Annotated in this window: 22 protein-coding genes; 6 read left to right on the top strand and 16 right to left on the bottom strand. The window is 73.3% G+C overall.

Annotated features, from left to right (window positions below; genetic code table 11):
• Nucleotides 1-40 precede the first annotated feature (40 nt).
• Together ACIHEI_RS04640 and ACIHEI_RS04635 are read right to left on the bottom strand one after the other, a co-directional pair.
• Nucleotides 41-367 carry a putative quinol monooxygenase gene (locus ACIHEI_RS04640; RefSeq protein WP_396605584.1) on the bottom strand — a complete coding sequence of 109 codons (327 nt, stop codon included), beginning with the start codon at nt 365-367 and terminating at the stop codon, nt 41-43.
• Between the two features lie 241 nt (nt 368-608).
• A complete protein-coding gene (locus ACIHEI_RS04635) occupies nt 609-1,691 on the bottom strand; it encodes a PRC and DUF2382 domain-containing protein (protein ID WP_392945292.1) in 1,083 nt (360 codons plus the stop codon).
• Between the two features lie 211 nt (nt 1,692-1,902).
• Between ACIHEI_RS04635 and ACIHEI_RS04630 the strand changes: the two genes are divergently transcribed.
• From ACIHEI_RS04630 to ACIHEI_RS04620, 3 genes are read left to right on the top strand one after another with little or no spacing between them, the layout of a single operon-like run.
• Nucleotides 1,903-2,280: a hypothetical protein gene (locus ACIHEI_RS04630; RefSeq protein WP_396605583.1), complete on the top strand. Its 378-nt coding sequence runs from the start codon at nt 1,903-1,905 to the stop codon at nt 2,278-2,280.
• A gap of 30 nt (nt 2,281-2,310) precedes the next feature.
• The gene (locus ACIHEI_RS04625; RefSeq protein WP_396605582.1) at nt 2,311-3,210 is read left to right on the top strand and encodes an ABC transporter ATP-binding protein; all 900 of its coding nucleotides are present in this window, start codon (nt 2,311-2,313) and stop codon (nt 3,208-3,210) included.
• Nucleotides 3,207-4,766, top strand: coding sequence for a hypothetical protein (locus tag ACIHEI_RS04620; RefSeq protein ID WP_396605581.1), 1,560 nt, complete (start codon nt 3,207-3,209; stop codon nt 4,764-4,766). Before ACIHEI_RS04625 ends, ACIHEI_RS04620 begins: the two co-directional genes overlap by 4 nt.
• A gap of 1,096 nt (nt 4,767-5,862) precedes the next feature.
• Here the strand turns inward: ACIHEI_RS04620 and ACIHEI_RS04615 are convergent.
• From ACIHEI_RS04615 to ACIHEI_RS04605, 3 genes are all read right to left on the bottom strand, one after another.
• Complete coding sequence (locus tag ACIHEI_RS04615; RefSeq protein WP_392945282.1) at nt 5,863-6,531, bottom strand: class F sortase; 669 nt, start codon at nt 6,529-6,531, stop codon at nt 5,863-5,865.
• Nucleotides 6,528-7,346, bottom strand: coding sequence for a hypothetical protein (locus ACIHEI_RS04610; RefSeq protein WP_396605580.1), 819 nt, complete (start codon nt 7,344-7,346; stop codon nt 6,528-6,530). The genes ACIHEI_RS04615 and ACIHEI_RS04610 overlap by 4 nt, the downstream gene beginning before the upstream one ends.
• A gap of 150 nt (nt 7,347-7,496) precedes the next feature.
• The gene (locus ACIHEI_RS04605) at nt 7,497-8,753 is read right to left on the bottom strand and encodes an aromatic acid exporter family protein (protein ID WP_392945278.1); all 1,257 of its coding nucleotides are present in this window, start codon (nt 8,751-8,753) and stop codon (nt 7,497-7,499) included.
• Between the two features lie 205 nt (nt 8,754-8,958).
• On the opposite strand from ACIHEI_RS04605, the gene ACIHEI_RS04600 reads away from it, so the two are divergent.
• A complete protein-coding gene (locus tag ACIHEI_RS04600; RefSeq protein ID WP_387635813.1) occupies nt 8,959-10,173 on the top strand; it encodes an MFS transporter in 1,215 nt (404 codons plus the stop codon).
• A gap of 23 nt (nt 10,174-10,196) precedes the next feature.
• Here ACIHEI_RS04600 and ACIHEI_RS04595 read toward each other — a convergent pair whose 3' ends face one another.
• The 8 genes from ACIHEI_RS04595 to ACIHEI_RS04560 all read right to left on the bottom strand — a co-directional run bounded on the left by ACIHEI_RS04595 (nt 10,197) and on the right by ACIHEI_RS04560 (nt 17,401).
• On the bottom strand, nt 10,197-10,406 hold the full coding sequence (locus tag ACIHEI_RS04595; RefSeq protein WP_396605579.1) for an arylamine N-acetyltransferase: 210 nt from the start codon (nt 10,404-10,406) through the stop codon (nt 10,197-10,199).
• 33 nt (nt 10,407-10,439) lie between these two features.
• The gene (locus tag ACIHEI_RS04590) at nt 10,440-11,282 is read right to left on the bottom strand and encodes a helix-turn-helix domain-containing protein (protein ID WP_392945272.1); all 843 of its coding nucleotides are present in this window, start codon (nt 11,280-11,282) and stop codon (nt 10,440-10,442) included.
• A gap of 48 nt (nt 11,283-11,330) precedes the next feature.
• Complete coding sequence (locus tag ACIHEI_RS04585) at nt 11,331-12,215, bottom strand: class I SAM-dependent methyltransferase (RefSeq protein ID WP_396605578.1); 885 nt, start codon at nt 12,213-12,215, stop codon at nt 11,331-11,333.
• Complete coding sequence (locus tag ACIHEI_RS04580) at nt 12,212-13,690, bottom strand: 4-hydroxyphenylacetate 3-hydroxylase family protein (protein ID WP_396605577.1); 1,479 nt, start codon at nt 13,688-13,690, stop codon at nt 12,212-12,214. The genes ACIHEI_RS04585 and ACIHEI_RS04580 overlap by 4 nt, the downstream gene beginning before the upstream one ends.
• Nucleotides 13,687-14,232, bottom strand: a complete 546-nt coding sequence (locus ACIHEI_RS04575; RefSeq protein WP_396605576.1) for a flavin reductase family protein — start codon at nt 14,230-14,232, stop codon at nt 13,687-13,689. The genes ACIHEI_RS04580 and ACIHEI_RS04575 overlap by 4 nt, the downstream gene beginning before the upstream one ends.
• On the bottom strand, nt 14,229-16,058 hold the full coding sequence (asnB, locus tag ACIHEI_RS04570) for an asparagine synthase (glutamine-hydrolyzing) (protein ID WP_396605575.1): 1,830 nt from the start codon (nt 16,056-16,058) through the stop codon (nt 14,229-14,231). The genes ACIHEI_RS04575 and asnB overlap by 4 nt, the downstream gene beginning before the upstream one ends.
• Nucleotides 16,058-16,810, bottom strand: coding sequence for a hypothetical protein (locus tag ACIHEI_RS04565; protein WP_396605574.1), 753 nt, complete (start codon nt 16,808-16,810; stop codon nt 16,058-16,060). The genes asnB and ACIHEI_RS04565 overlap by 1 nt, the downstream gene beginning before the upstream one ends.
• 123 nt (nt 16,811-16,933) lie before the next feature.
• Nucleotides 16,934-17,401, bottom strand: a complete 468-nt coding sequence (locus ACIHEI_RS04560; protein ID WP_396605573.1) for a helix-turn-helix domain-containing protein — start codon at nt 17,399-17,401, stop codon at nt 16,934-16,936.
• Nucleotides 17,402-17,469: 68 nt separating this feature from the next.
• Between ACIHEI_RS04560 and def the strand changes: the two genes are divergently transcribed.
• Complete coding sequence (def, locus tag ACIHEI_RS04555; RefSeq protein ID WP_396605572.1) at nt 17,470-18,117, top strand: peptide deformylase; 648 nt, start codon at nt 17,470-17,472, stop codon at nt 18,115-18,117.
• A gap of 64 nt (nt 18,118-18,181) precedes the next feature.
• Nucleotides 18,182-18,496, top strand: a complete 315-nt coding sequence (locus tag ACIHEI_RS04550) for a hypothetical protein (RefSeq protein ID WP_396605571.1) — start codon at nt 18,182-18,184, stop codon at nt 18,494-18,496.
• Here ACIHEI_RS04550 and galE read toward each other — a convergent pair.
• From galE to ACIHEI_RS04535, 3 genes are all read right to left on the bottom strand, one after another.
• The gene (gene galE, locus ACIHEI_RS04545) at nt 18,480-19,481 is read right to left on the bottom strand and encodes a UDP-glucose 4-epimerase GalE (protein ID WP_396605570.1); all 1,002 of its coding nucleotides are present in this window, start codon (nt 19,479-19,481) and stop codon (nt 18,480-18,482) included. The genes ACIHEI_RS04550 and galE overlap by 17 nt on opposite strands.
• 85 nt (nt 19,482-19,566) lie before the next feature.
• Nucleotides 19,567-20,040 (bottom strand): NUDIX domain-containing protein, encoded by a 474-nt coding sequence (locus tag ACIHEI_RS04540; RefSeq protein WP_396605569.1) that lies wholly within the window; start codon nt 20,038-20,040, stop codon nt 19,567-19,569.
• 317 nt (nt 20,041-20,357) lie between these two features.
• Nucleotides 20,358-21,782: an amino acid permease gene (locus ACIHEI_RS04535; RefSeq protein ID WP_387635787.1), complete on the bottom strand. Its 1,425-nt coding sequence runs from the start codon at nt 21,780-21,782 to the stop codon at nt 20,358-20,360.
• Nucleotides 21,783-21,819 lie beyond the last annotated feature (37 nt).

The raw sequence follows: 21,819 nt of genomic DNA, 5'->3' as shown, positions 1-21,819 counted from the left end.
GTCCGGATCATACCGACGGCGCCCGATGCGGACCGGGTGGTCAGCCGCGCGGCTGCACCTCGGCCATCTGGGACCAGCCGTTGCCGGGGACCTTCATGTTGACGATCTCGGGGATGGTGGCGACCGCGCCGGACATCCTGTCCATGGCGTCCTTGAAGTGCGCGGAGTTGACGTGCTGCGAGCCGGCCTCGTCGTCGGCGAAGGCCTCGAGCAGGACGAACTGGTGCGGGTTCTCGACGCTGCGCGACCACTCGAAGAACAGGTTGCCGGGCTCGTTGCGGGTGGCGGTCGTGAAGTCGGCGACCAGGTCCAGCCACTTGTCGCTCTGCTCGGGGCGGACGGTGAACTTCACCGCGATGAAGATCATGAGGGTCTCCTTCGTTCGTTTTCGGACTCCGGGCACGGGCCCCGGAAAATCGTTCGTGCGAACTCCAACGATCCCCCACCTGCGGTGTCACACGCGCACCGGGGTCAACCCCAGGGTGGACGTGGACGGTGTCGGCGGGTGTCTACGGGCTGTGCCTGCTGGTGGCACAGCGTGTCCTACTGACCCGCCCGGGGCGCGAGCGACCGTTCAGGCCGGTCGCTCGCGGCCCCGGAGCGACCCCTCAGAGGCCGGCCCGGCCGCCCTTGTCCTCGCCGGACATCCGCCGGGTCGCCGTCTCGTCGGGCAGTTCGGCTTCGATGCGTTCCTTGCGGACCTCACCGGTGACGGTCTGCTGCTCGACGCGCTCCTCGGTCACCAGCCGCACCCGCTCGACCGGCACGGCCTCGGTGTGCACGATCGGGCGCTCCGCGTGCAGGACGACGTCGTACTCGGCCTCGGCGATCGGTTCGCGGGACATCGCCGCGGTCCGGTTCGCCTCGGTGATCGGCTCGCGCTCGATCCGGACCTCCTCGTGCCGGATCGGCACGGTCTGCCGCTCCTCCTCGGTGACGACGTACTTGCGCAGTCGGGCGCGTCCGGTCTCGTACCGCTCGACGCCGACGTGCAGCCGCTCCTCGGAGCGGGTCATCACGTCGTCCCGCCCCGCCGGGCCGCGCATCCGCTCCTCGGACCGGGCCATCGTCTCGTCCCGCGCCGTCCGGGCCTCGGTGGTCCGGGCGTCGGCCCTGCCCCCGGTCGCCGCCACGCCCGTGGCCGCGGCGCCGGTGGTGCCCGTCCCGGTGGTGGCGGTGACCCGGGTGCCGGACATGTCGGAGGCGCGGGTGGGGGACTCCCGGCCGGCGCTCGGCATGGTCGGCCTGGTCGCCGCCGTCGTGGTCTCGTCCGTGCGGGTCCGCTCGGACCTGCCCGTGGTGGCCGCGCTCCCGCTGTCCCGGTGAGCCCAGCCGCCCTCGCCGGGCTCGTTGGCGGCCTTCCAGGCGTCGTCCCACTCGATGCCGTAGTGGCTGAACAGCCGGCGCTCCTCCTGCTCGGACAGGTGGCCGCCGCGGTCGACGTCCACGTTCGGGGCGTCCTTGACCTTGTCCTTGCCGTACGGGACCTGGAGGTGGTCCCCGACCATCTCGGCGTCGCGGATCGGCACGAAGGACTGGTTGGACCCGAACCGCCCGGTCTTGATGCTGACCCACTCCGGCCGACCGGTGGCGTCGTCGAGGAAAAGGTGGTCCGCGGTGCCGATTCTGTTGCCGTCGGCGTCGTGCACGGGGTGGTGCAGGACGGAGCGGATCTGTTCTTCGGTGATCATGAATTCACGCCTCCTTCACATATCCAGCGTCAGGGCGGATGGTCCAACGGCGCGAGTCCAAACCCCGGCAGTACGGTCCGCAACACGCCGGACGCGAACGGTGACGCACGAATGCCGGAAGGCCGCGGATATCTGCCGAACGGCAGATGGCGGCCGCACCCGGATCGGCGAGGCTCGGCACCGTACCCGACCGAACCGCCCGGAGGAACCGGTGAACCGACGTCCGAAGACTCTCCTGCTCGCTCTCGCGGTGGCCGCCCTGCTGCCGCTGACCGCCTGCGCCGACGCCTCCGAGGCCAAGCCCGAGGAACACGCCTTCGAGTTCACCGGCACCACCCTGAACGTCAAGGCGCACGGCAACCCCACCGACCTGATCCCCGCCGACCGCACCGATGTCAAGGTCACCCGCTGGTTCGACACCGGCGCCCAGGTCGGCAGCAAGAAGCTCAGCTGGACGCTGGAGGACGGCACCCTCGACCTGCACGCCGGCTGCACCGGACTGGCCGACTGCGAAGCCAGGTTCCGCGTCGAGGTGCCCCGCAACGTCGCCGTCACCCGCGACGGCAAGCCCACCGACCTCAAGGGCTGACAGCGCCCCGCGAACCACGGAGACCCACCCATGACCGACCTGACCATCGAACTCGCCGGCATCGGCAAGGAGTACCGCGGCGGCAAACGCGCCCTGGACAGCATCACGCTGACCCTGCGCCCCGGACTCACCGGCCTGCTCGGCCCGAACGGCGCCGGCAAGTCCTCGCTGATGCGGATCCTGGCCACCGTCACCCGCCCCACCCGCGGCCACTACCGCTACCGGGGCGTCGACGCACTCGCCCAGCCGGACCGGGTGCGCCGCGAACTCGGCTACCTGCCACAGGACTTCGGCGTCTACCCCAATCTGACGGCGCGCGAGTTCCTCGGCTACCTGGCCGCCGCCAAGGGCCTGTCCGCACGCTCCGCCCGCACCCGGATCGACCAGCTGATCGAACTGGTCAACCTGACCGAGGCCGTCCGCCGCCCGCTGCGCGGCTACTCCGGCGGCATGCTGCGCCGGGTCGGCATCGCCCAGGCCCTGCTCGCCGACCCCCGGGTGCTGGTGGTCGACGAGCCGACCGCCGGACTCGACCCCGAGGAACGGGTACGGCTGCGCAACCTGCTCGGCGAACTCGCCGCCGACCGGATCGTGCTGCTGTCCACCCACATCGTCTCCGACGTCGAAGCATCCGCCGCCGACCTCGCCGTCCTCGCCCAAGGCCGACTGCTGCGCCGCGGCACCCCCGACCAACTGCTGCGCGAACTCGACGGGCAGGTCTGGGAGGCGGTGGTCGCACCCTCCGAGGTGCCCGCCGTACAGGCCCGCCACCAGGTCGGCCGCACGGTGCGCACCACCGACGGCGTCCGCCTGCGCGTCCTGGCCGGCTACCCGCCCACCCCGGACGCCGTGCCCGCGATGCCCGACCTGGAGGACGTGTACCTGGCCGCCGTGCACGGCGCGCCCGCCCGGCCGGAGGCCCTGCGATGAGCGCGCTGGCCCGGCTCGCCGCCGGAGACTTCCGCGACCGGGTGCGCCGGCCCGTGTACGCGGTGACGCTGCTCGGTGCCGTCGCGCTCGGCTACCTCGCGGTGCCCGCCGCCGACAGCCACTGGGTGATCCTCGACGTCGGCGGCAACCGGGGCGTCTACAACAGCGCCTGGGTCGGCACCGCGACCGCGCTGGCCGGCGCCCTGTGGCTGACGGTCGGCGGGTTCTGGGTGGTCCGCGGCGGCATCGCCCGGGATGCCGCCGGCCGGGTCGGCGAGATCCTCGCCGCCACCCCGCTGCGCACCGCCGGCTACCTGGCCGCGAAGTTCCTCGCCAACCTGCTGGTGCTCGGCTCGATGCTCGGTGTGCTGGCCGGCACCGCGCTGGTCCTGCAACTCGTCCGCGGTGAGGACCGCGCCGTCGACCCGCTCGCCCTGTTCGGCCCGTTCGCCGTGATCGCCCTGCCGCTGATCGCGCTGACCGCCGCGGCCGCCGTGCTGTTCGAAACGGTGCCGCTCCTGCGGGGCGGCTTCGGCAACGTGGTCTGGTTCGTGCTGTCGCTGGTGCTCGCGATCGGCGGGCAGTCGGCGAACGCCCCGCTCGGCGGGATCGGCGTGCAGCAGCTGACGCAGTCCCTCACCGACGCCCTGAACCGGCAGCAACTCGCCGTCGGGGAGGGCGAGTTCAGCCTCGGCCTGACCCAGGTACCGCAGCCGCTGCACACCTTCGTCTGGGACGGCGCCCAGTTCACCGGCGGCTTTCTGGCGACCCGCCCGGTGATCGTCCTGTGCGCGGCCGTGCTGGCGGTGCTGCCCGCGCTGTGGTTCGGCCGCTTCGACCCGGCCCGCAACCCCGGCCGTACGTCCTCGGCACCGGTGGCCGACGAACCGGCGGTGGCCGCACCCGCGCCGTTCGGGGCGCTGCCCACCGCGGCGCCGGTCCGGGCCTGGGCGTTCGGGCGACTGCTGGCCGGGCAGACCCGGATCCTGGTGCAGGGCGTGCCGTGGACCTGGTGGGCCGTCACCGGCGCGGCCGGCGCGGCCGCGCTCGCCGTGCCGCTGCCGATGGCCACCGGGCTGCTGCTGCCCGCGCTGTGGCTGTGGCCGGTGCTGATCTGGTCCCGGCTGGGCACCCAGCAGGTGGAGAACGGCCTGGAGGAACTGCTCGGCGCGCACCCCGCGCCCCGCCTGCGCCTGCTGGCCGAATGGGCATCGGGCGTGCTGCTGGCGGCGGCCGCCGGCCTCGGTCCGCTGCTGCGGATGCTCGCCGCGGGCGACGCCACCGGCGCGGTGCACTGGCTGGCGGGCGCGCTGTTCGTCCCGGCGCTGGCCCTCGGGCTCGGCACGGTGGCCCGCAGCCACCGCCCGTTCCAGGCCCTGTACCTGCCGCTCTGGTACCTGCTGATCAACCACGTCGCCCCGGTCGACTTCATGGGCGCCGTCCGCGACGCCGGCCACCCGGCAGGACCGAACCCGCTGCTGGTCGCGGCCCTCGCGGCGGCCCTGCTCGGCGCGGCGTTCCTGACCGGCGCGGTACGGCGTGACGTCAAACGCTAGGCCCTGGCGGGTCGGGGGCGGAACGCCGGTCCCGGCGCTGGTCGTTTCGTCGGGCGGCGCAAGCCCGCCTTCGGTGCGGCGTGACGTCAAACGCTAGGCCCTGGTGGGTCAGGGGTGGAACGCCGGTCCCGGCGCCGGTCGTTCCGTCGGGCGGCGCAAGCCCGCCTTCGGTACGGCGTGACGTCAAACGCCAGGCCCTGGCGGGTCGGGGGCGGAACGCCGGACCCGGCGCTGGTCGTTTCGTCGGGCGGCAAGCCCGTCTCCGGTGCGACGTGACGTCAAACGCCAGGCCCTGGCGGGTCGGGGGCGGAACGCCGGACCCGGCGCTGGTCGTTTCGTCGGGCGGCGCAAGCCCGCCTTCGGTGCGGCGTGACGTCAAACGCCAGGCCCTGGCGGGTCGGGGGCGGAACGCCGGACCCGGCGCTCGTCGTTCGTCGGGCGGCAAGCCCGCCTTCGGTACGGCGTGACGTCAAACGCTAGACCTTGGCGGGTCGGGGGCGGAACGCCGGACCCGGCGCCGGTTGTCCCGTCGGGCGGCGCAAGCCCGCCTTCGGTACGACGTGACGTCAAACATCGGTTCCGGCGGGTGGGGTGGCGACGGGTCGCGCGAGGCGCGGCCCGTGCGGCGTGGCCCCGCGCAGCGACGGGCGTCGACCGTCGGTCGGCCGGGGGCCTGCTTCGTTCGGCCTCCGGCGTGTCGGCAGAGGTTGCTCGCAGCCGCCCGGCCGCCGCCGGCCCCGGCCCGCGCGGCTCGAGCGCGGGCCCCGGGACGTCAGTGGCAGCGGGTTCCTCGCGGCGTGGCCCTGCGCAGCGACGGGCGCCGACCGTCGGTCGGCCGGGGCCTGCTTCGTTCGGCCTCCGGCGTGTCGGCAGAGGTTGCTCGCAGCCGCCCGGCCGCCGCCGGCCCCGGGACGTCAGTGGCAGCGGGTTCCTCGCGGCGTGGCCCTGCGCAGCGACGGGCGCCGACCGTCGGTCGGCCGGGGCCTGCTTCGCTCGGCCTCCGGCGTGTCGGCAGAGGCTGCTCGCAGCCGCCCGGCCACCGCCGGCCCCGGCTCGCGTGACAGCGACGGACGTCGAACGTCGGGCCCCCGGCGGGTCACGCGGGCGCCGGGCTGCTGGACGTCAGGTGCGCGAACACCACGGTGTTGGAGTCGTAGCCGTTCTTGTGGTCGTAGTGGCCGCCACAGGTGATGATCCGCAGCTCGGCCCGGCCGGTCGCCGCGTAGACCTCGTCGGACGGGAAGGCGGTCTTCGGGTAGGAACGCACCTGGTCGATGGTGAAGGTGACGACCTTCCGGTCCGCCCGGGTGACGGCGACGGCCAGGCCGGGTCGCAGCAGTCCGAGCCGGTAGAGCACGCCCGGGCCGTGCTTGTCGTCCACGTGGCCGACCACCACGGCGGTGCCGTCCTCGCCGGGCGCGGCGCCGTCCCGGTACCAGCCGACCAGGTTCGCCCGCTCGGCGGGCGGGGTCTCCAGCGCGCCCTTGGCGTCCAGGCCGAGGTCGGTGAACGTGGCGTCCACGGAGATCGACGGGATGCGAAGGCGGCGCGGCGCGGACGGGTCCAGCGCTGGGGAGTCCGGTGCGGACGCGCCGTCGTGCGACGGGCCGGCCGCAGCCCCGGCGGGCAGGGGCGGCTGGGCGCCGGACAGGCCGTCGCGCACCAGCATGGTGCCGAACAGCAACGCCACGGCCGTGGCGCCGACCACCAGCGGGTCGGCGCCACGGACCGGGCGGCGGCGGGGAGTCCGCCGACGTGCCGTCAACGGCGGGAGCGGCGCAGCCGGCGGGCCGCCAGCCATCCGGCTCCGAGGAGCAGTGAGCCGCCGACGGCGATCTCCGCCGGGTTCAGGTCCTGCGAGGCGCCGCCGACACCGGCCGCGATCCCGCCCTTGGGCATGTCTCCCTGGTGCTTGGGCGGCATGGCCGGGTGCGCGCCCTGCTGGTCGCCCTGCTGACTGCCGGTCTGACCGCTCTGCTGGTTGCTCTGCTGACTGCCAGTCTGAACGCTCTGTTGGTTGCCCTGCTGGCCTCCCTGCTGGTTACCCTGCTGGTTCCCGGGCTGGCCTCCCTGCTGGTTACCCTGCTGGTTCCCGGGCTGGCCTCCCTGCTGGTTGCCGGGCTGGCTGGCGGGCTCGTTGGGCGGCGGGGAGGACGGGTCGCCGGACGCGCAGTCGACCGTGAACGTCTTCTGCTTGGTCGGCCCGGTCTGGCCGACGAAGCTCCAGGAGAGCTTGTAACTGCCGTCCGGCACCGAGAGGTTGGTGGTGTGGCCGGTGCCGCCGGCCAGCACGATCGTGCCGGACAGCGTCCTGGTGCCGGCCGGCTGCTGCTGGTCGATCTCCCAGGAGATCAGCTGCACGGTGTCGAAGTTGAAGGCGTCCAGGTAGAACTTGCAGACCTTCGACTCGTCCCGGGGATCGTTGAACGGAACGCCGGTACTGTGGATCTTCACGTCGCCGTGGTCGCCGGGCGCGGCGAACGCCGGCACCGCGGGCGCGGCCAGCGGCAGCGCGGCGGCACCGGCGAGGACACCGGCACGCAGGGCGAGCAGGCGCCGCCCGGCCAGGGTTGAGGCCATGGAGCACTCCAGAGGGTGGACGGGGGTTTTGCCGGCACCGCGCCGACACCCCACGAGGGTCACCGGGCCTTCGGCGCCCCGCCGCGACAACACTCCGGTCCGGTACGACGTTTCGCACCAACGGTCGAGTGCCCCCGCTCCGACGGGCCGTCAGGCCGCCTGCCGGTCCGGCTCGCGGCGGCGGGAGCGGCGGGGGCGCAGGCGTTCGCCGCGGGCCAGGCGGCGGATGCCCGCGAAGCGGGTGAAGCGCGCACGGGTCGCGACCGAGGCCCGGTCGAGCTCCTCCATCAGGCGGCGGGAGCGGTGCTCCAGGTCCAGCTCGTCCAGGATCCGGTCCACCTCGGCGAGCAGGGAGCCGTGCAACTGCCAGGCCTGCGGGTCCGCCTGGACGCGGTGCAGCAGCAGTTGGGCGACGTTCTCCCGGCAGGCCCAGGCGGCGGCCAGTTCGGCGGTCAGCCGCTGCTCGGCCTCCTCCGCGTTCCGGCTGACCTGGGTGGTGACCAGCACCGCGAAGCTCACCAGCGCCCCGCCGATGTGTGCGAACAGCTCCTCCATCGCCACCGCGACGTCCGGCGGGAACAGCCGCTCGCCGGCCGCGCGGCGCTTGGCCAGGTCGGTCAGCGAACGGGCGATCACCCGGATCACCACCACGCAGATCTCCAGCGTGTCCAGGCCGGTGCGCAGCACCAGCCGCGACAGCAGGCCCTCGCTGATCCGCGGGTTCAGCCGCAGACTGTCCTCGGCCTGCCGCAGCGCGCCGTCCACCTCGGCGATCGCCTGGTCCAGCGCCCGCGCCTCGTGCAGCCGCGCGGCGGCCCGCTCCACCGGCACCGGGCGGCCCAGCTCCTCCGCGAGGTCCAGCAGCAGGTGACGGGCCCGGCGGGCCAGGTCCTCGATCTTCTCCCCGGCCGTGTCCACCCACACCGGCGGCGCGAACACCACGTTGAACAGCAGCCCGACGGCCGCGCCGATCAGCGTCTCCAGCACCCGGTCCCACGCCTGCGTGGTGACCTGCGAGACGCCCAGGATCAGCATCGCGCTGATCGCCACCTCCTGGACGAACTCGTCCACCCGCACGAACCGCCCCACCGTCAGCGACGCCAGGATGATCAGCCCCAGGCTCCACCACGACAGGCCCACCACGGTGGAGAAACCGATCGCGATCAGCACCCCGACCACCACCGAATTGACCCGCCGCACACTGGTCTTCAGCGTCGAGTACACCGTCACCTGCACCACCAGCAGCGCCGTCAGCGGCGCCGTCAACGGCACCGGCTCCCGGCTCAGCCAGGTCGCCACCACGTACGCCAGCGTCGCCGCCACCGTGGCCCGCACCGTCTGCACGACGAACGGATCCCTGGCACCGCGACGCACCACCGCCGCCACTGACTCCGGAACAACACGCATGCGGCCCTTCTATCCCATCGGCCGCCGCGCACACGCGAACACTCCGTCAGCGTGTGAGCGGCGGTCACAGGACCAACGCCTGTCTGGTTGCGCATCCGGCCGCTGCCCAGGATGGCCGCATCGGACCTCTCTACCCCCTGCGCGCGGCCGACGGCGTCCGCGGTCCGAGGACGCGCCGCGCGCCGCCGACAAGGTGGTGGTCGCCGTGAGCGACGTGTCCGATCTTCCCCAGACCGCGACGACGGTGGCCGCGCCGGCCTTCCGGCGATGGCGGTACGCCGGCGTGTTCGCGCTGCTGTTCCTGTTCGGGACGGAGACCTTCCTGGTCTCCCCGCTGCTGCCGACCATCGCCGGATCGATCCACGTCAGCGAGGCCGCCGCCGCGTCCACCGTCACCGCGTACGTCCTGGTCTACGCCGTCTGCGCGCCGTTCCTCGGCCTGGCCAGCGACCGGTTCGGACGACGGCGCACCCTGCTGGCCGGCACCGCGCTGTTCCTCCTCTCCAACGCCGCCGCCGCACTCTCCACCGACCTCACCCTGCTGGTGCTCTCCCGCGCCCTCGCCGGACTCGCCGCCGCGGCCGCCGGACCCGCGATCTGGGCCCACATCGCCGAAACCGCCCCCGACGCGGTGCGCGGCCGCGCCCTCGGCCTCGGCATGGCGCTTTTCTCCACCGGCCAGGTCATCGGCGTCCCCCTCGGCGGACTGCTGGCCGGCGCGGCCGGCTGGCGCGCCGCGTTCTGGGCCCTCGCCGCGGGCACGGCCGCGGCCGTCCCGCTGCTGCTCCGCCAGGTCGCGCCACGAGCGGCTGCTGCGGGCACTGGCACGATCCTCGCGGTGCTGGCGGCCTGGCGCGACCCCGCCCTGCGCCGCGCCCTGCTGGTCAACACCGCCTTCAACGCCGCCAACCTCGGCGCCTACACCTTCCTCGGCGCCGTCCTCGGCGAACGCTTCGACCTCTCCGTCCAGGCCCTCGGCCTGGTCGGCATCCTGGTCGGCGCCGGCAGCGTGGCCGGCTCCCTGCTCGGCGGCCGCCTCGGCGACAAGGCCCGCGCGGCTGGCCGCACCGACCTGCCGCTGCTCCCGCTCTGGGCCCTGCTGCTCGCCGCCGGCATCGCGCTTGCTGTCGCCGGGCCGGGGTTGGTGCTTTCGCTGCTGGGCGTGCTGCTGTGGTTCGTCGCCTCCGGCGGCTTCGTGACGGACCAGCAGACCCTGGCCGGCACCGTCGCCCCCGCCCACCGGGCGACGTCCAGCGCCTGGCTGACCTCCACGATGTACGCCGGCACGGGCGTGGGGGCCTGGGCGATCGGCGCCTTCGGCAGCGTCGCGCACGGGTCGGTGATCGTGGGCGTCGCGCTGGCGCTGCTCGCGGCGGGCGGGGCCTGGCTGGTGACGCGGAGCCTGCGGCCGAGGGGGTGAGCGCGAGGGCCGCTGACCGGGGCTCACTTCGGGAGCACGTCCAGGGTGATCCCGAAGTGGGTGCGGTAGGCGGTGCGGGCCTCGTCGTCGGTGCGGAGCTGTTCGGTGCGTTGCCCGGTGGGGGCGGTGGTGATCAGGCGGTTGCCGCTGAGGGTGGCGCGGCCGTCGTCGGCGGTGATGACCGAGCAGGTCGGCGTGCAGGTGAAGTGGGACCGGGGCGAGGTGGTCGCCATCGGCTCTTGGTCCTACGACCTGCGCCGGCCTTGCTACGCGGTTGCCCGGAGCGGACGCTCGATCAGGTCCGTCATCCGCGCAAAGTCGGTCGAGGTCCGCGGCGTGAACAGAAGCACCAGCGCCGACGGGTCGTCCACCGGGTGGAAGGAGCTGAGGGTGAGGTGCACAGCGCCGCTCGCGGGGGGTGAGACCACCACCTCGCGGGCAGTGAGTTCGGCGACGGTGTGGCAGCCCCACCAGTGGCGCAGGTCGGGGGCGTCGGCTTCGAGGCGGCGGTAGAGCTGGTCGGTGCGGGGGTCGGCGATCGCGGGGCCGGCCTGGGCGCGGAAGTGCTGGAAGACGTTCATGGCGAGGGGTTCCCAGTCGTGCAGGACGCTGCGCAGGTGGCGGTCGGCGGCCATCAGCCACATCAGGTTGCGGCGGTCGGCGTCGACCTTCTCGGGGGAGCCCCACAGGGCCGTCCAGGCCGCGTTCCAGGCGAGCAGGTCGAAGTGCCGGTCGAGCAGCGCGGCGGGGCTGGCGGGCCAGGAGTCGAGGACGGGGCGGACCGCGTCGGCGAGCCGTTCGGCGGCGAGTTCGGTGGGGGCGGGCTCGTGGTAGCCGGCCAGTCGCATCGCGTGGCGCAGGCCCGCCGCGTCCAGGCGCAGGGCGCGCGCCACCGCCTCCAGGACCTGCCGGGAGGCGGTGACGCGGCCCTGTTCGAGCCAGGTGTACCAGGCGAGGCCGACGCCGGACAGCGAGGCGACCTCTTCGCGGCGCAGCCCGGGGGTGCGGCGCCGCGCGGTGGCGGTGAGTCCGACGTCGGCGGGTTGCAGGCGTTCGCGGTGGGCGCGCAGGAAGGCGCCGAGCTCCTGACTGACGGCGGGGGTGGACACGGGTGGCTCCTCGTCGCGGGTGGTTCCGGGGTCGTCGGGGCACCCACATTAGGTGCGTGACGGGCGGTTTCCGGTTCCTGAAACAAACTCCTCATGTGCCGTCAACTCCCAGAGGCGGACCGGCATGTGGCTGACATGCCCGTGCGCGTTCTGGCGGCGCCAGGCGGCGGCCCCGACGGCCCGGTAGAAGTCGGCGTGACGCTCCGCGGGCAGGACCCGGGCGTAGTAGTCGCCGAAGGTCGCGGCGTGGAAGTGCTCGTACTGCGCGGCGGAGTCGACGGTGACGACGGCGTCGCGTTCGGCGTGGCCGGCGACGCGCAGGTGCGGGGCGAGGACGGTGTGCAGGTCGTCGACGGTGCGGGTGCGGGTGGCGATCGGCAGGACGCCGTGCGCGGCGAGCAGCGCGGGGACGTCGGCGGCGGGGGTGCCGAGTGCGGTGAGTGCTTCGCGGACCAACTCGTCCTCGCCGCCCAGGCCGTGGGCGTCGCGGGCGGGGTGGTAGGTGGTGAGCAGGAAGCGTCCGCCGGGGGCGAGGTGGGCGGCGACCCAGGCGAAGGTCCGGTCCTCGTCCGGGTACAGCCAGTGCAGCACCGAGGTCTGGGTGATCACCTGGGCGCGGTACGGGAGTTGCTCGGGTGCGGTGAGGTCGGTGGTGTGCAGGACGGCCCGACTTCCGTACGGGGCGAGGCGTTCGGTGGCTTCGGCGATCCGGTGTTCGGAGCGTTCCAGGCCGACGGCGAGGCGGAGCGAGGGGAAGCGTTCCAGGGCGGTGGCGAGCAGTTGGCCGATGCCGCTGCCCAGGTCGATCAGTGTCTCGGGGGTGCCGGTGATTCGGTCCAACACCCAGTCGCGGTCCTGGACTTGGCGCAGTCGGCTGGCGTCGGCGTACCCGGCGAGGGTGCGGGCCTGGATCTCGACGGCGGACGGGCTCACGCGCGGGCCTCCTGGGCATCGGTGGTGGGGTCGCTGAGCAGGGCGAGCAGCCGGGCCCTGGTCGCGGACTGGTCGTAGCGGTGGAAGACGGTGATGCGGTTGCGGGCGAGGTCGCCGCGGTGGACGTACTCGTACAGGTCCTGGCGCTGGCCGAAGCCGTCCCCGGTGAGCTCCCAAGCCAGCCTGAACAGGCGGGACTTGTCCTCGACGCCGATGTCCCGTCCGCGCATGTAGCGGTCCAGGTGCGGGCGCAGCCGCGGGTTGGCCAGGTCGCCGGGGGAGGGCTGCATGAGCAGGCCGGAGGCGCCGATCTTGCGGACGATCTCGACGGCGTGGCCCGCGACTTCGGCGGACCAGACCCGGGAGGCGAAGGTGTCGCCGGGGGCGAACAGGCCGGCGTCGGTGAGCGCGCCGCGGTTCTCGGCGGCGTCGAGGAAGTACTCGGTGAGTTCGGCGTACCCGGCGAGGCGGCCCAAGTCCTCCTGGATGTTGCGGAACTGGCTGACGCCGATCGACTCGGCGAGGAGCGTGGCGGTGGCCAGCAGGGTGCGCAGGCGCTCCCGGTAGCGGATGTGGCCGACGTACGCGCTCCAGGCGTTGATCCGGGCCAGGCCGCGGCGGGCCAGGTCGGCGTCGCGGAGCAGGAACACCCGGTCCCACGGCACGAGGACGTCGTCGAAGAACAGCATCGCGTCCTGCTCGTCGTAGCGGGCGCCGAGCGGGTGGCCGTGACCCCACGGGGCGGTGCCGAGCGGTTCGCGGGCCAGGGTGATCAGGCCGGGGGTGTTCAGCGGCAGTGCGAACCACACCACGAACTGCTCGGCGCGGCCCTGGGTGAAGGACGCCGACAGGTACACCAGCACCTCGTGCGCGAGCGGTGCGAGTGTGGTGAGCTGCTTGGCGCCGCGCACCACGATGCCCTGCTCGTTCTCCGAGAGGACGCGCAGCGCCAGGTCGGGATCGTCCAGCGGGCCGGCCGACCGGTCGATCTGCGGGTCGCCGAGCGCGTGCGAGAGCACCAGGTCGTTCTGTGCGCAATGCCGGTACCAGGCCTCGGCGTTGGCACCGAACCGGGGGTCGGCGGAGGCCAGTTGGTGGCGGAAGTCGTGCACGCCGACGGCGATCGAGGCCATGAAGGCGGGGGAACGGCCCTGCTGGCCGAGCGCCTCGGCGTGCCAGAACTCGGCGCTGCGGCGCTGGACGCGCAACTCCTCGAGGCTGGTGGGCGGTTGGTAGGCGCGGGCCAGCCGCAGGCCGGTGTCCGGGTCCTTGAAGGTGAGCAACTCGCGGTGTTCGGGCCGGTGTTGCAGGTCGAGCAGGCGGGCCAGTTCTTCGGCGGCCGGTCGGAACGCCGGGTGGGTGGCCGGATTGGCGACGCGCTGCCCGTCCAGGTACAGCTCGCGGCCGTCGTCGAGTTCGGCCAGGTAGCGGGCGCCGGTGAGCAGGCCGCGCGGCTCCGGGGGTGACTGGGTCATGCGTCAACTCCTTGCGCTGGAAGGTCATTTCGGGGAAGTTCTGGGCCGAGCCGCCGATAGCGGGCGGCGTGGTGCAGCAGCGGTCGGTCGGTGCCTTCGCCGACCGCGAGGGCCTCGCCGACCAGCAACAGGTGGTCACCGACCGGGAGTTCGGCGTGCAGCCGGGCGTCGAACCAGGCGGGCGCGCCGGCCGGGACGGGGGCGTCGACCGGGTCGGCGAGGACGGTCAGGTCGGTGAAGTGCCCGACCGCCCGGCCCGCGCCCGGGGTGGCGAACCGGCGGGCCAGCGCGGCCTGTTGCTCGCCCAGCACGGTGACGGCGAAGCGCCCGGCCGCGCGCACCGCGGCCGTCAGCGGGCTGCGGTGGGAGACGGCGACGCCGATCAGCGGCGGGTCGAGCGAGAGGGTGCTGAAGGAGGAGACGGTCTTCGCGTACTCGACGCCCGCCCAGCGGACGGTGAGCACGGCGACGCCGGTCGGCCAGTGCCGGGCGGCCGAACGGAACGCGGCCTCCGTGAGCGCCGCGCGGGCCGGCGCGCTCACCACAGGCCGACCCGGTAGGCGCGCAGCCATTCGTCGACTTGCACCAGGTGGTCCAGGCCGCCGACCGGGTTCGGCGCGGTGCGCGGGCTCGGCAGCGGCCGGCCCTCGGCGAGGTGGCGGCGCACCAGCGCGCGGTCCACCAGGTCGAACACCGGCGCGGCCGGGTCGGCCAGCAGCTCGTGGGCGCGGGCGGTCAGCACCTCGGTGTAGCGCACCGCCGGGGTGGACGGGTAGCCGGACTTCGGACGGTCCGCCACCTGCGGCGGCAGCAGGTCGCGCACCGCGTCCCGCAGCAGGCCCTTGGGGCGACCACCCGGGGACTTCAACTCCCATGGCACGTTCCACAGATACTCCACCAACCGGTGGTCGCAGAACGGCACCCGCACCTCTAGGCCGACGGACATCGACACCCGGTCCACCCGGTCCAGCAGCGGCGGCAGCCAGCGGGTCAGCGCCAGGTGGAAGGTCTCCCGCACCTTCGCCGCCGCCGGGTCCTCCCCGTCCAGCCGGGGCACCGAGGCGAGGCTGCCCCGGTACGCGGCCTCGGTGTACTCGGCCGGCCGGACCTCGGCGCGCACCTCCGGGCGCAGCAGCGCGGCCGGGGTGGTGCGGCCGTGCAGCCACGGGAAGGTTCCGGAGGCGAGCGCCGGGGCGTCGTGGAAGTACGGGTAGCCGCCGAAGACTTCGTCCGCGGCCTCGCCGGACAGTGCGACCGTGGAGCGGCGGCGCACCTCGCGGAACAGCAGGTGCAGCGAGGCGTCCATCTCGCCCCAGCCGGGCCGGTCGCGGGCCCGCAGCACCGCGTCGCGGGCGTCCAGCAGGTCGTCGTCGGGGATCAGCACGCTGGTGTGCACGGTGCCGATGTGCGCGGCGGCGGCCTGCACGAACGGGGCGTCCTGGCCGGTGCGCCAGGCGTCGGGGGCGCGGTCGGCGCTGCCGGGGAAGTCCACCGAGAAGCTGGTGATCTTGTCGTGCCCGTCGCGCTCCCGGGCGGCCGCCGCGAGTGCGGTGATCGCCGAGGAGTCGACGCCGCCGGACAGCAGCGTGCACAGCGGGACGTCGCTGACCAGCTGCCGCTCCACCGCGTCCGCGAGCAGCGCCCGCACGGTGGCCCGGGTGGTCCGCTCGTCGTCCCCGTGCGGGGCCGACTCCAGCTGCCAGTACGGGAGTTCGCTGACTCGCTGACGGCTGGCCACCACCAGGTGTCCGGGCCGGACCTCCCGCAGCCCCCGGAACAGCCCGTGCCCAGGGGTCGGCGCGGCCGGCAGCGCGAACAGCTCCGCGATGCCGGATGCGTCCAACTCGGCCGGCAGCAAGGGGTTCGCGAGCACCGCCTTCGGCTCGGAGCCGAACAGTACGCCGTTCGCGTGCCGGTGCCAGTACAGCGGCTTGATGCCCAAGTGGTCGCGCACCAGCAGGAGTTCCTCGCGCAGGGCGTCCCACAGCGCGTACCCGAAGATCCCGTTGAACCGGGCCGGCGCCCGGTGCCCCCACTGGAGGTGCGCGCGGAGCACCACTTCGGTGTCCGAGCGGGTCCGGAACACGTGCCCGTGCGCCTCCAACTCGGCGCGCAACTCACGGTGGTTGTACAGCTCGCCGTTGTACGCCAGCACCGCGCGGACCGGCTCGCCGTCCGCGAACGGCTGCAGCCCGCCCGCCAGGTCGATCACCGCCAGCCGGGTGTGGCCGAGCGCCGCGTGCCGCGACAGCCACACCCCGTCGGCGTCCGGACCCCGGCAGGCCAGGGTCTCCGTCATCCGGCGGACCGTCCCGGCGCGCAGCCGCAGATCCTCCGCCCAGTCCAGCCAGCCCGTCACTCCGCACATCAGGACGCCCCCGTCGTCTCGTCGGCCTCTTCTTCGGCGCGCGCCTCCCAGTGGCAACCGTGGCCGGTCGGCCCCGAGAGCAGGCGGTGCGACGGGCGGAAGCCCTTGGCGCGGACGTTCGCCGACAGCGCGTGCGTGCAGTACGTGCACGGCGAGGCGAGCGTGATCGTCACCCCGCTGCGGCGGGCCTGCTCGCGGTAGTCCCAGATCGCGCAGTGCGTGATGGTCAGCGCGGCCTGCCGCGGGCCGGGCGGCGCGGCGTCGTCGAACTCGTAGTCGGAGCCGTACAGTTCGGCCTGCCGGGCGATCCGGTGGATCGGATCCGCCGCGCCCCGGCCGTGGTCCGGCTCGACGGTGCGGTGCACCTCCGCGTTGGACGCCGCCCACGCCGCCAGCACCTGCTCGCCGTAGTGCCGCACCAGGAAACGCTCCATCAGCGCCTGCCCGCGGAAGAACAACCGCTGCCACTGCGCGGACGGCGCGGCCCCGTCCGGCAGATCGGCGAAGATCTCGCCCTGCAACGCGAACCACTCCGCGAGCTGCGGCTGATCGCCGAGACTCACCAGGTACCTGGTCAGCCCCGCCTCCGCCTCGTGCAGCCTGCGCCGCCACAGCGCGGAGCGCTCGGCATCCGGCATCGACCGGTACGGCGAGCGCCAACTCTCTGCCCCCGCCTGCTCCTTGTCCTTGTCCGTGCCCGGCAGGAGTGCGACCCTGTCCGGCCCCGTTCTGCGCTCGGGTACGACGCCCATCGGTGCTCTCCCTCCGACCTCGCGAGGCTCTGTCCTGCGAGCCACGCTAGGCAGCACCGACCGGCCCCCAGAAGCCCCGAACGGATCCCCCGGGGGCGACCTTCGTCGCCCTCCGCGCGGTGCTCAGCCGGGCGGCAGCGGGACGATCCTGGCTGCTGCGGCGTACGGCCGGGCGCCCCGGGGGCGGTGCTCGCGGTCGGCGTAGTTCGTGAGCAACTTCCGTACGGCGTGCTGGAGTTCGTCGGCCTCGGCGGGCGTCAGGTGCAGCACGGCGGTGAACGGTTCGGCGGCTTCCTCCGGCGGGTGGACGGGGTGCGGTGCGGGGGTGGCGTCGGTCTCCCAGCGCAGGCGCCACGGCCGGGCGCGGCCACCCTGCGGGACTTCCTCGACCAGGCCGTAGCGGGCCAACTGCCGCAGGTGGAACGAGCAAAGGCCCGAACTGAGCCCGAGCCGCGCTGCTGCCTCGGTGGAGGTCACGGTGGCGGCCTCGGCCAGCAGGTCCAGCAGGGCGATTCGGACGGGGTGGTCGGGCAGGGGCCTGCGGACGCCGGGCGGCAGGGGGTGGGAGGTCTCGCTGATCTCATCGGTCACTTTGCAAAGCGTGCTACTTTGCAAAGGAAATGGCAATCCGTCAGACACAGCTGAGCTGAGGTACCCCCATGGCCGACACCCCACAGGACCGCCGGGTCCGCGTCCAGGGCGAACCCGTCGACACCTACCCGTCGCTCGCCCCCGAGACCGAACGCGGCGCGGTCCGCCGGATCACCGTGGTCGGAGAGCCCGTCCTGCACCGCCGCTGCCGCCCCGTCGCCGACTTCGGCACCCCCGAACTCGCCCGCCTCGTCGACGACATGTTCGCCACCAACCACATCGCCGAGGGTGCCGGCCTGGCCGCCAACCAGGTCGGTGTCGACCTCCAGCTCTTCATCTGGGACATCACCGACGACTGGGGCGTCCGCCACGTCGGCCACCTCGCCAACCCCGTCCTGGAGGAGCCGCCCGCCACCCACCGCCGCCTGATCGAGGAACCCGAAGGCTGCCTCTCCGTCCCCGGCCCCCACCGCGAACTCGCCCGCCCCGACCACACCATCGCCCACGGCTTCGACCTCCACGGCCGCCCTCTCACCATCGAAGGCCACGGCTACTTCGCCCGCTGCCTCCAGCACGAGACCGACCACCTCCACGGCCGCCTCTACCTTGACCGCCTTCCGGCCCGCGCCCGCAAGTCCGCGCTCCGCGAGATGGCCGACCGGCAGGCCGAGGTCTTCGCCCGGCGCGAGGCGAACGCGGTGCGCCTAGGAAAATAGCTGTCGCACCCGGGAGTTGAGGCCCTAGCGTGGCCAAATGTCGAGTCGTCAGAGCATGTTGCCGGTGAGCCCCGACCGCGAGTTGAGCTACCCGCGGTCCCTGCACCGCCTCGCGGCCATGGGCGGAATCCCGCTGATGTGCACCGAGTTCGACGACGGCACCACCTGCCTCGTGATGATCACGCCGGAGGGCGCCGAGGCGGTGGCGACGGGCCGCAGCTACCTGCGCGCCAGGTTCGAGCTGCTCAACTGGCCGGCCGTGAGGGTAGTTGCTCCGGATGGCCGCTTCCGCTATTTCATGGTCCCGGACGCCAAGCGCTCGACCCTGGACGCCTTCCTCGCCCTCCTGGCCGTGGGGCCGATCAGTCCGCGCCGATGACGCTGTCGCGGACCTCGCGCCAGCGCAGCGAGTCCAGGATGCCGTCCGCGAGGGTGAACCGCGGGCTCCAGCCGAGGAGTTCGCGCGCCCGGCTGCTGCGCGTGTAGGCGCCAGCGGCGTCCCCCGGCCGGGGGCCGGTCTCCTGGACGGGTACCGTTTCGCCGGTGACCTGCTCGTAGGCGGCGATGAGTTCGCGGACGGTGGTGCCCGTGCCGGTCCCCAGATTGACGACCTGGTACGGGAGTTCGGCGGTCACGGTGTCGAAGCGGTCGAGGGCGGAGCAGTGCGCCTCGGCGAGATCGCGGACGTGGACGTAGTCCCGGATGCCGGAGCCGTCACGGGTGGGCCAGTCGGTGCCGGTGAGGGGGAACTTCTCGCCCGCCGCCTGAACGTCGAGCAACTTGCCCAGCGCGTGGGTGGGTCGGCGGATCTGGAGGCCGGTGCGGAGTTCGGGGTCGGCGCCGATCGGGTTGAAGTACCGCAGCGAGACGACACGGAGGGGCCCGGCCGTGGCGATGTCCGCGAGGAAGGTCTCGACCAGCTGCTTGGTGCGGGCGTACGGGCTGAGCGTCTCCAGCGGCGAATCCTCGTCCACCGCCCAGTCGTTGGCCGGGTCGGCCCGGTAGAGGGAGGCGGAGGACGAGAACAGCAGCCGTTCGCAACCGTTGCGGGTGAGGTGCTCGGCGAACGCGATGGTCTTGGCGACGTTCTCGCGGTAGTAGCCGAGCGGATCGGCGACCGAGTCCGGAACCACGATCAGCGCCGCGCAGTGGACGACGGCCCGGATGTCCGGGTGCTCGGCGAAGACCCGGTCGAGCAGCGCGCCGTCGGCGATGTCGCCCTCGTAGAACGGGAATCCGGCGGCGAACTCGCGGCGGCCCGTGACGAGATTGTCGAGGACGACCGGGGTGTGGCCGCCGTCTGCGAGGGCGTTGGCGATGGTGGATCCGATGAAGCCGGCACCGCCGGCGATCAGGTACTTCACGGGTCCTCGCTGAGGTTCGGGGCCGCCGGCCGTGGCCGGAGGCGTCGACTGTAGCCCTTCAGCCGTAGGACGCACACCCATCGTCCTACGGTTGCGGCACCCCGTGTTCCAGGTAGGCCGTCGCGCCCTGTGCCCGGGCGGCGACGGCGGCGTGCACGCGGCGGGCGAGCCGGGGGATCAGCAGCGCGTCGAGGTGGGCCGGAGGGTGGAACTCGTAGGCGCTGACCTCGAGTTGGTCTACCCTGATGGCGTCGCGCTCGGCGTCGGGGAGGATCCCGCCGTCGAAGACGAACAGCAACTTGTCGCCCTCGGCCGGGTGCGGCGCCCAGTCGGCGACCAGCAGCCGGCCGATCGGCGGGGCGATGCCCAGCTCCTCCGTCACCTCCCGGGCCGCGCCCGCGCTCGGGGTCTCGCCCGCCCGCAGGTAGCCTCCGGGGATCTCCCAGCCGTCCTTGTACGTGGGCTTCACCAGCAGGAGCTGGCCGGCGGGGTCGGAGAACAGCACCCCGGCGGCGGTGCGCGGCCGGGCGACGATCTCTTGGGGCTCGGAGTCGGTCACGGTGACGACCGTAGTCGTCCCGGCGGGGTGACGCGGTTCGCACGGCCAGGGGCGGCCGACGGGGCACGCGCCGGTGGGCGTCTTCAGCCGAAGTTCCGGATCGCCACGCTGCAGGCCAGGCCACGCATCACGCTCACGGCGGATGCGAGGAAGCGCCAGGGCGCCCAGCGCATCCGGGGTGGCAGAGCACACGCCGGACCAGCACGAACAGGCTGTCCCGATGTCCGGCCCGTCACGAGCGGGTACCGGAACGCCACCGGGCCCGGAAGCCTCCGCAACGGCTTCCGGGCCCGGGGTTCCCCGGGCGGGGCGGTGGCTCAGGCAGCCGCCGCCGTCCGTCGCCGGCGGCCCACCACGGCCGACGCCACCAGCACGATCGCTGCGGCGACCAGCGAGAAGTACATCTGCTTCCGCCCGTCGGCGTCCGTGAACATGTACACCACCACGAACCCGATCATGCCGATGGCGGCCCAGGTCAGGTACGGGTACAGCCACATCCGCACGGTCAGGCGCTCGGGGGTCTCGCGCTCGATGATCCGCCGCATCCGCAGCTGCGAGAAACAGATCACCAGCCAGACGAAGAGCGCCACCGCACCCGAGGAGTTCAGCAGGAAGGCGAAGACGGTGTTGGGGGAGGTGTAGTTGAAGAAGACGGCGACGAAGCCGAAGACCACCGAGGAGAGGATCGCGACCCGCGGCACCCCGCGCTTGGTCACCGAGGCGAACGCCCGGGGTGCGTCCCCGCGCCGGCCGAGCGAGAAGGCCATCCGGGAGGCGGTGTACATCCCGGAGTTGAGGCAGGACAGCACGGCGGTCAGCACGATCACGTCCATCACCTGGGCGGCGCCCGGGATCCCTATGTGCTCCAGCACGGCCACGTACGGGCTGCCCTTGATCGAGGCGGAGTCCCACGGAAGCAGGGTCACCACCAGCAGGATCGAGCCCAGGTAGAAGATCCCGATCCGCCAGATCACGCTGTTGGTCGCCTTGCGGACCGCTTTCTGCGGGTCCTCCGACTCGCCGGCCGCCAGGGTGACGATCTCGCTGCCCATGAAGGCGAAGACGACTGTGAGCATGCCGGTGAACACCGCCCCCACGCCGTGCGGCAGGAAGCCGCCGTGGCCGGTCAGGTTCGTCATCCCGACCGCGTGGGTGCCGGGCAGCAGCCCGAACGCGGCCAGCGTGCCGATCACCAGGAAGGCGGCGATCGCCACCACCTTGATCCCGGCGAACCAGAACTCGAACTCGCCGTAGGAGGCGACCGAGAACAGGTTGGTCGCGGTCAGTACCACCATCACGATCAGTGCGAACGCCCACTGCGGCACACCTGGCATCCAGTTGTTGAGGATCTTCGCGCCGGCGGTGGCCTCCACGGCGAGCACCACGACCCAGAAGAACCAGTACAGCCAGCCGATGCTGAACCCGGCCCACCGGCCGAGCGCCCGGTCCGCGTAGGCCGAGAACGAGCCGCTCTGCGGGTCGGCCGCCGCCATCTCGCCGAGCATCCGCATCACCAGGACGACCAGCGCGCCGGCGAGCGTGTACGAGAGCAGGATGCCGGGGCCGGTGGTCGCGATGCCCGCGCCGGAGCCGACGAACAGGCCGGCGCCGATCACGCCGCCGATCGCGATCATCGACAGGTGGCGGTTCTTGAGTCCCGCCTTCAGGTGACCGTCGGCCGGGGGTGGGGTGGAGCCGCCGCCGGGGGGCGAGACAGCGGGGGTGGTGGTTTCCACATTCATCAAGGGCGCCTGTGCCTTTCCAGCGCGGCCTGCCCCT

It is taken from the genome of Kitasatospora sp. NPDC051984, assembly GCF_044593455.1.
Classification (GTDB): Bacteria; Actinomycetota; Actinomycetes; order Streptomycetales; family Streptomycetaceae; genus Kitasatospora.
The sequence above is the reverse complement of the archived record's forward strand: the minus strand, read 5'-3'. Positions and strand labels throughout refer to the sequence as shown.

Excerpts from the sequence above, each read along its gene's own strand:
- ACIHEI_RS04640 (WP_396605584.1), bottom strand. The coding sequence starts at position 367 with ATGATCTTCATCGCGGTGAAGTTCACCGTCCGCCCCGAGCAGAGCGAC.
- ACIHEI_RS04635 (WP_392945292.1), bottom strand. The coding sequence starts at position 1,691 with ATGATCACCGAAGAACAGATCCGCTCCGTCCTGCACCACCCCGTGCAC.
- ACIHEI_RS04625 (WP_396605582.1), top strand. The coding sequence starts at position 2,311 with ATGACCGACCTGACCATCGAACTCGCCGGCATCGGCAAGGAGTACCGC.
- ACIHEI_RS04620 (WP_396605581.1), top strand. The coding sequence starts at position 3,207 with ATGAGCGCGCTGGCCCGGCTCGCCGCCGGAGACTTCCGCGACCGGGTG.
- ACIHEI_RS04610 (WP_396605580.1), bottom strand. The coding sequence starts at position 7,346 with ATGGCCTCAACCCTGGCCGGGCGGCGCCTGCTCGCCCTGCGTGCCGGT.
- ACIHEI_RS04605 (WP_392945278.1), bottom strand. The coding sequence starts at position 8,753 with ATGCGTGTTGTTCCGGAGTCAGTGGCGGCGGTGGTGCGTCGCGGTGCC.
- ACIHEI_RS04595 (WP_396605579.1), bottom strand. The coding sequence starts at position 10,406 with ATGGCGACCACCTCGCCCCGGTCCCACTTCACCTGCACGCCGACCTGC.
- ACIHEI_RS04580 (WP_396605577.1), bottom strand. The coding sequence starts at position 13,690 with ATGACCCAGTCACCCCCGGAGCCGCGCGGCCTGCTCACCGGCGCCCGC.
- asnB (WP_396605575.1), bottom strand. The coding sequence starts at position 16,058 with ATGTGCGGAGTGACGGGCTGGCTGGACTGGGCGGAGGATCTGCGGCTG.
- ACIHEI_RS04565 (WP_396605574.1), bottom strand. The coding sequence starts at position 16,810 with ATGGGCGTCGTACCCGAGCGCAGAACGGGGCCGGACAGGGTCGCACTC.
- def (WP_396605572.1), top strand. The coding sequence starts at position 17,470 with ATGGCCGACACCCCACAGGACCGCCGGGTCCGCGTCCAGGGCGAACCC.
- ACIHEI_RS04535 (WP_387635787.1), bottom strand. The coding sequence starts at position 21,782 with ATGAATGTGGAAACCACCACCCCCGCTGTCTCGCCCCCCGGCGGCGGC.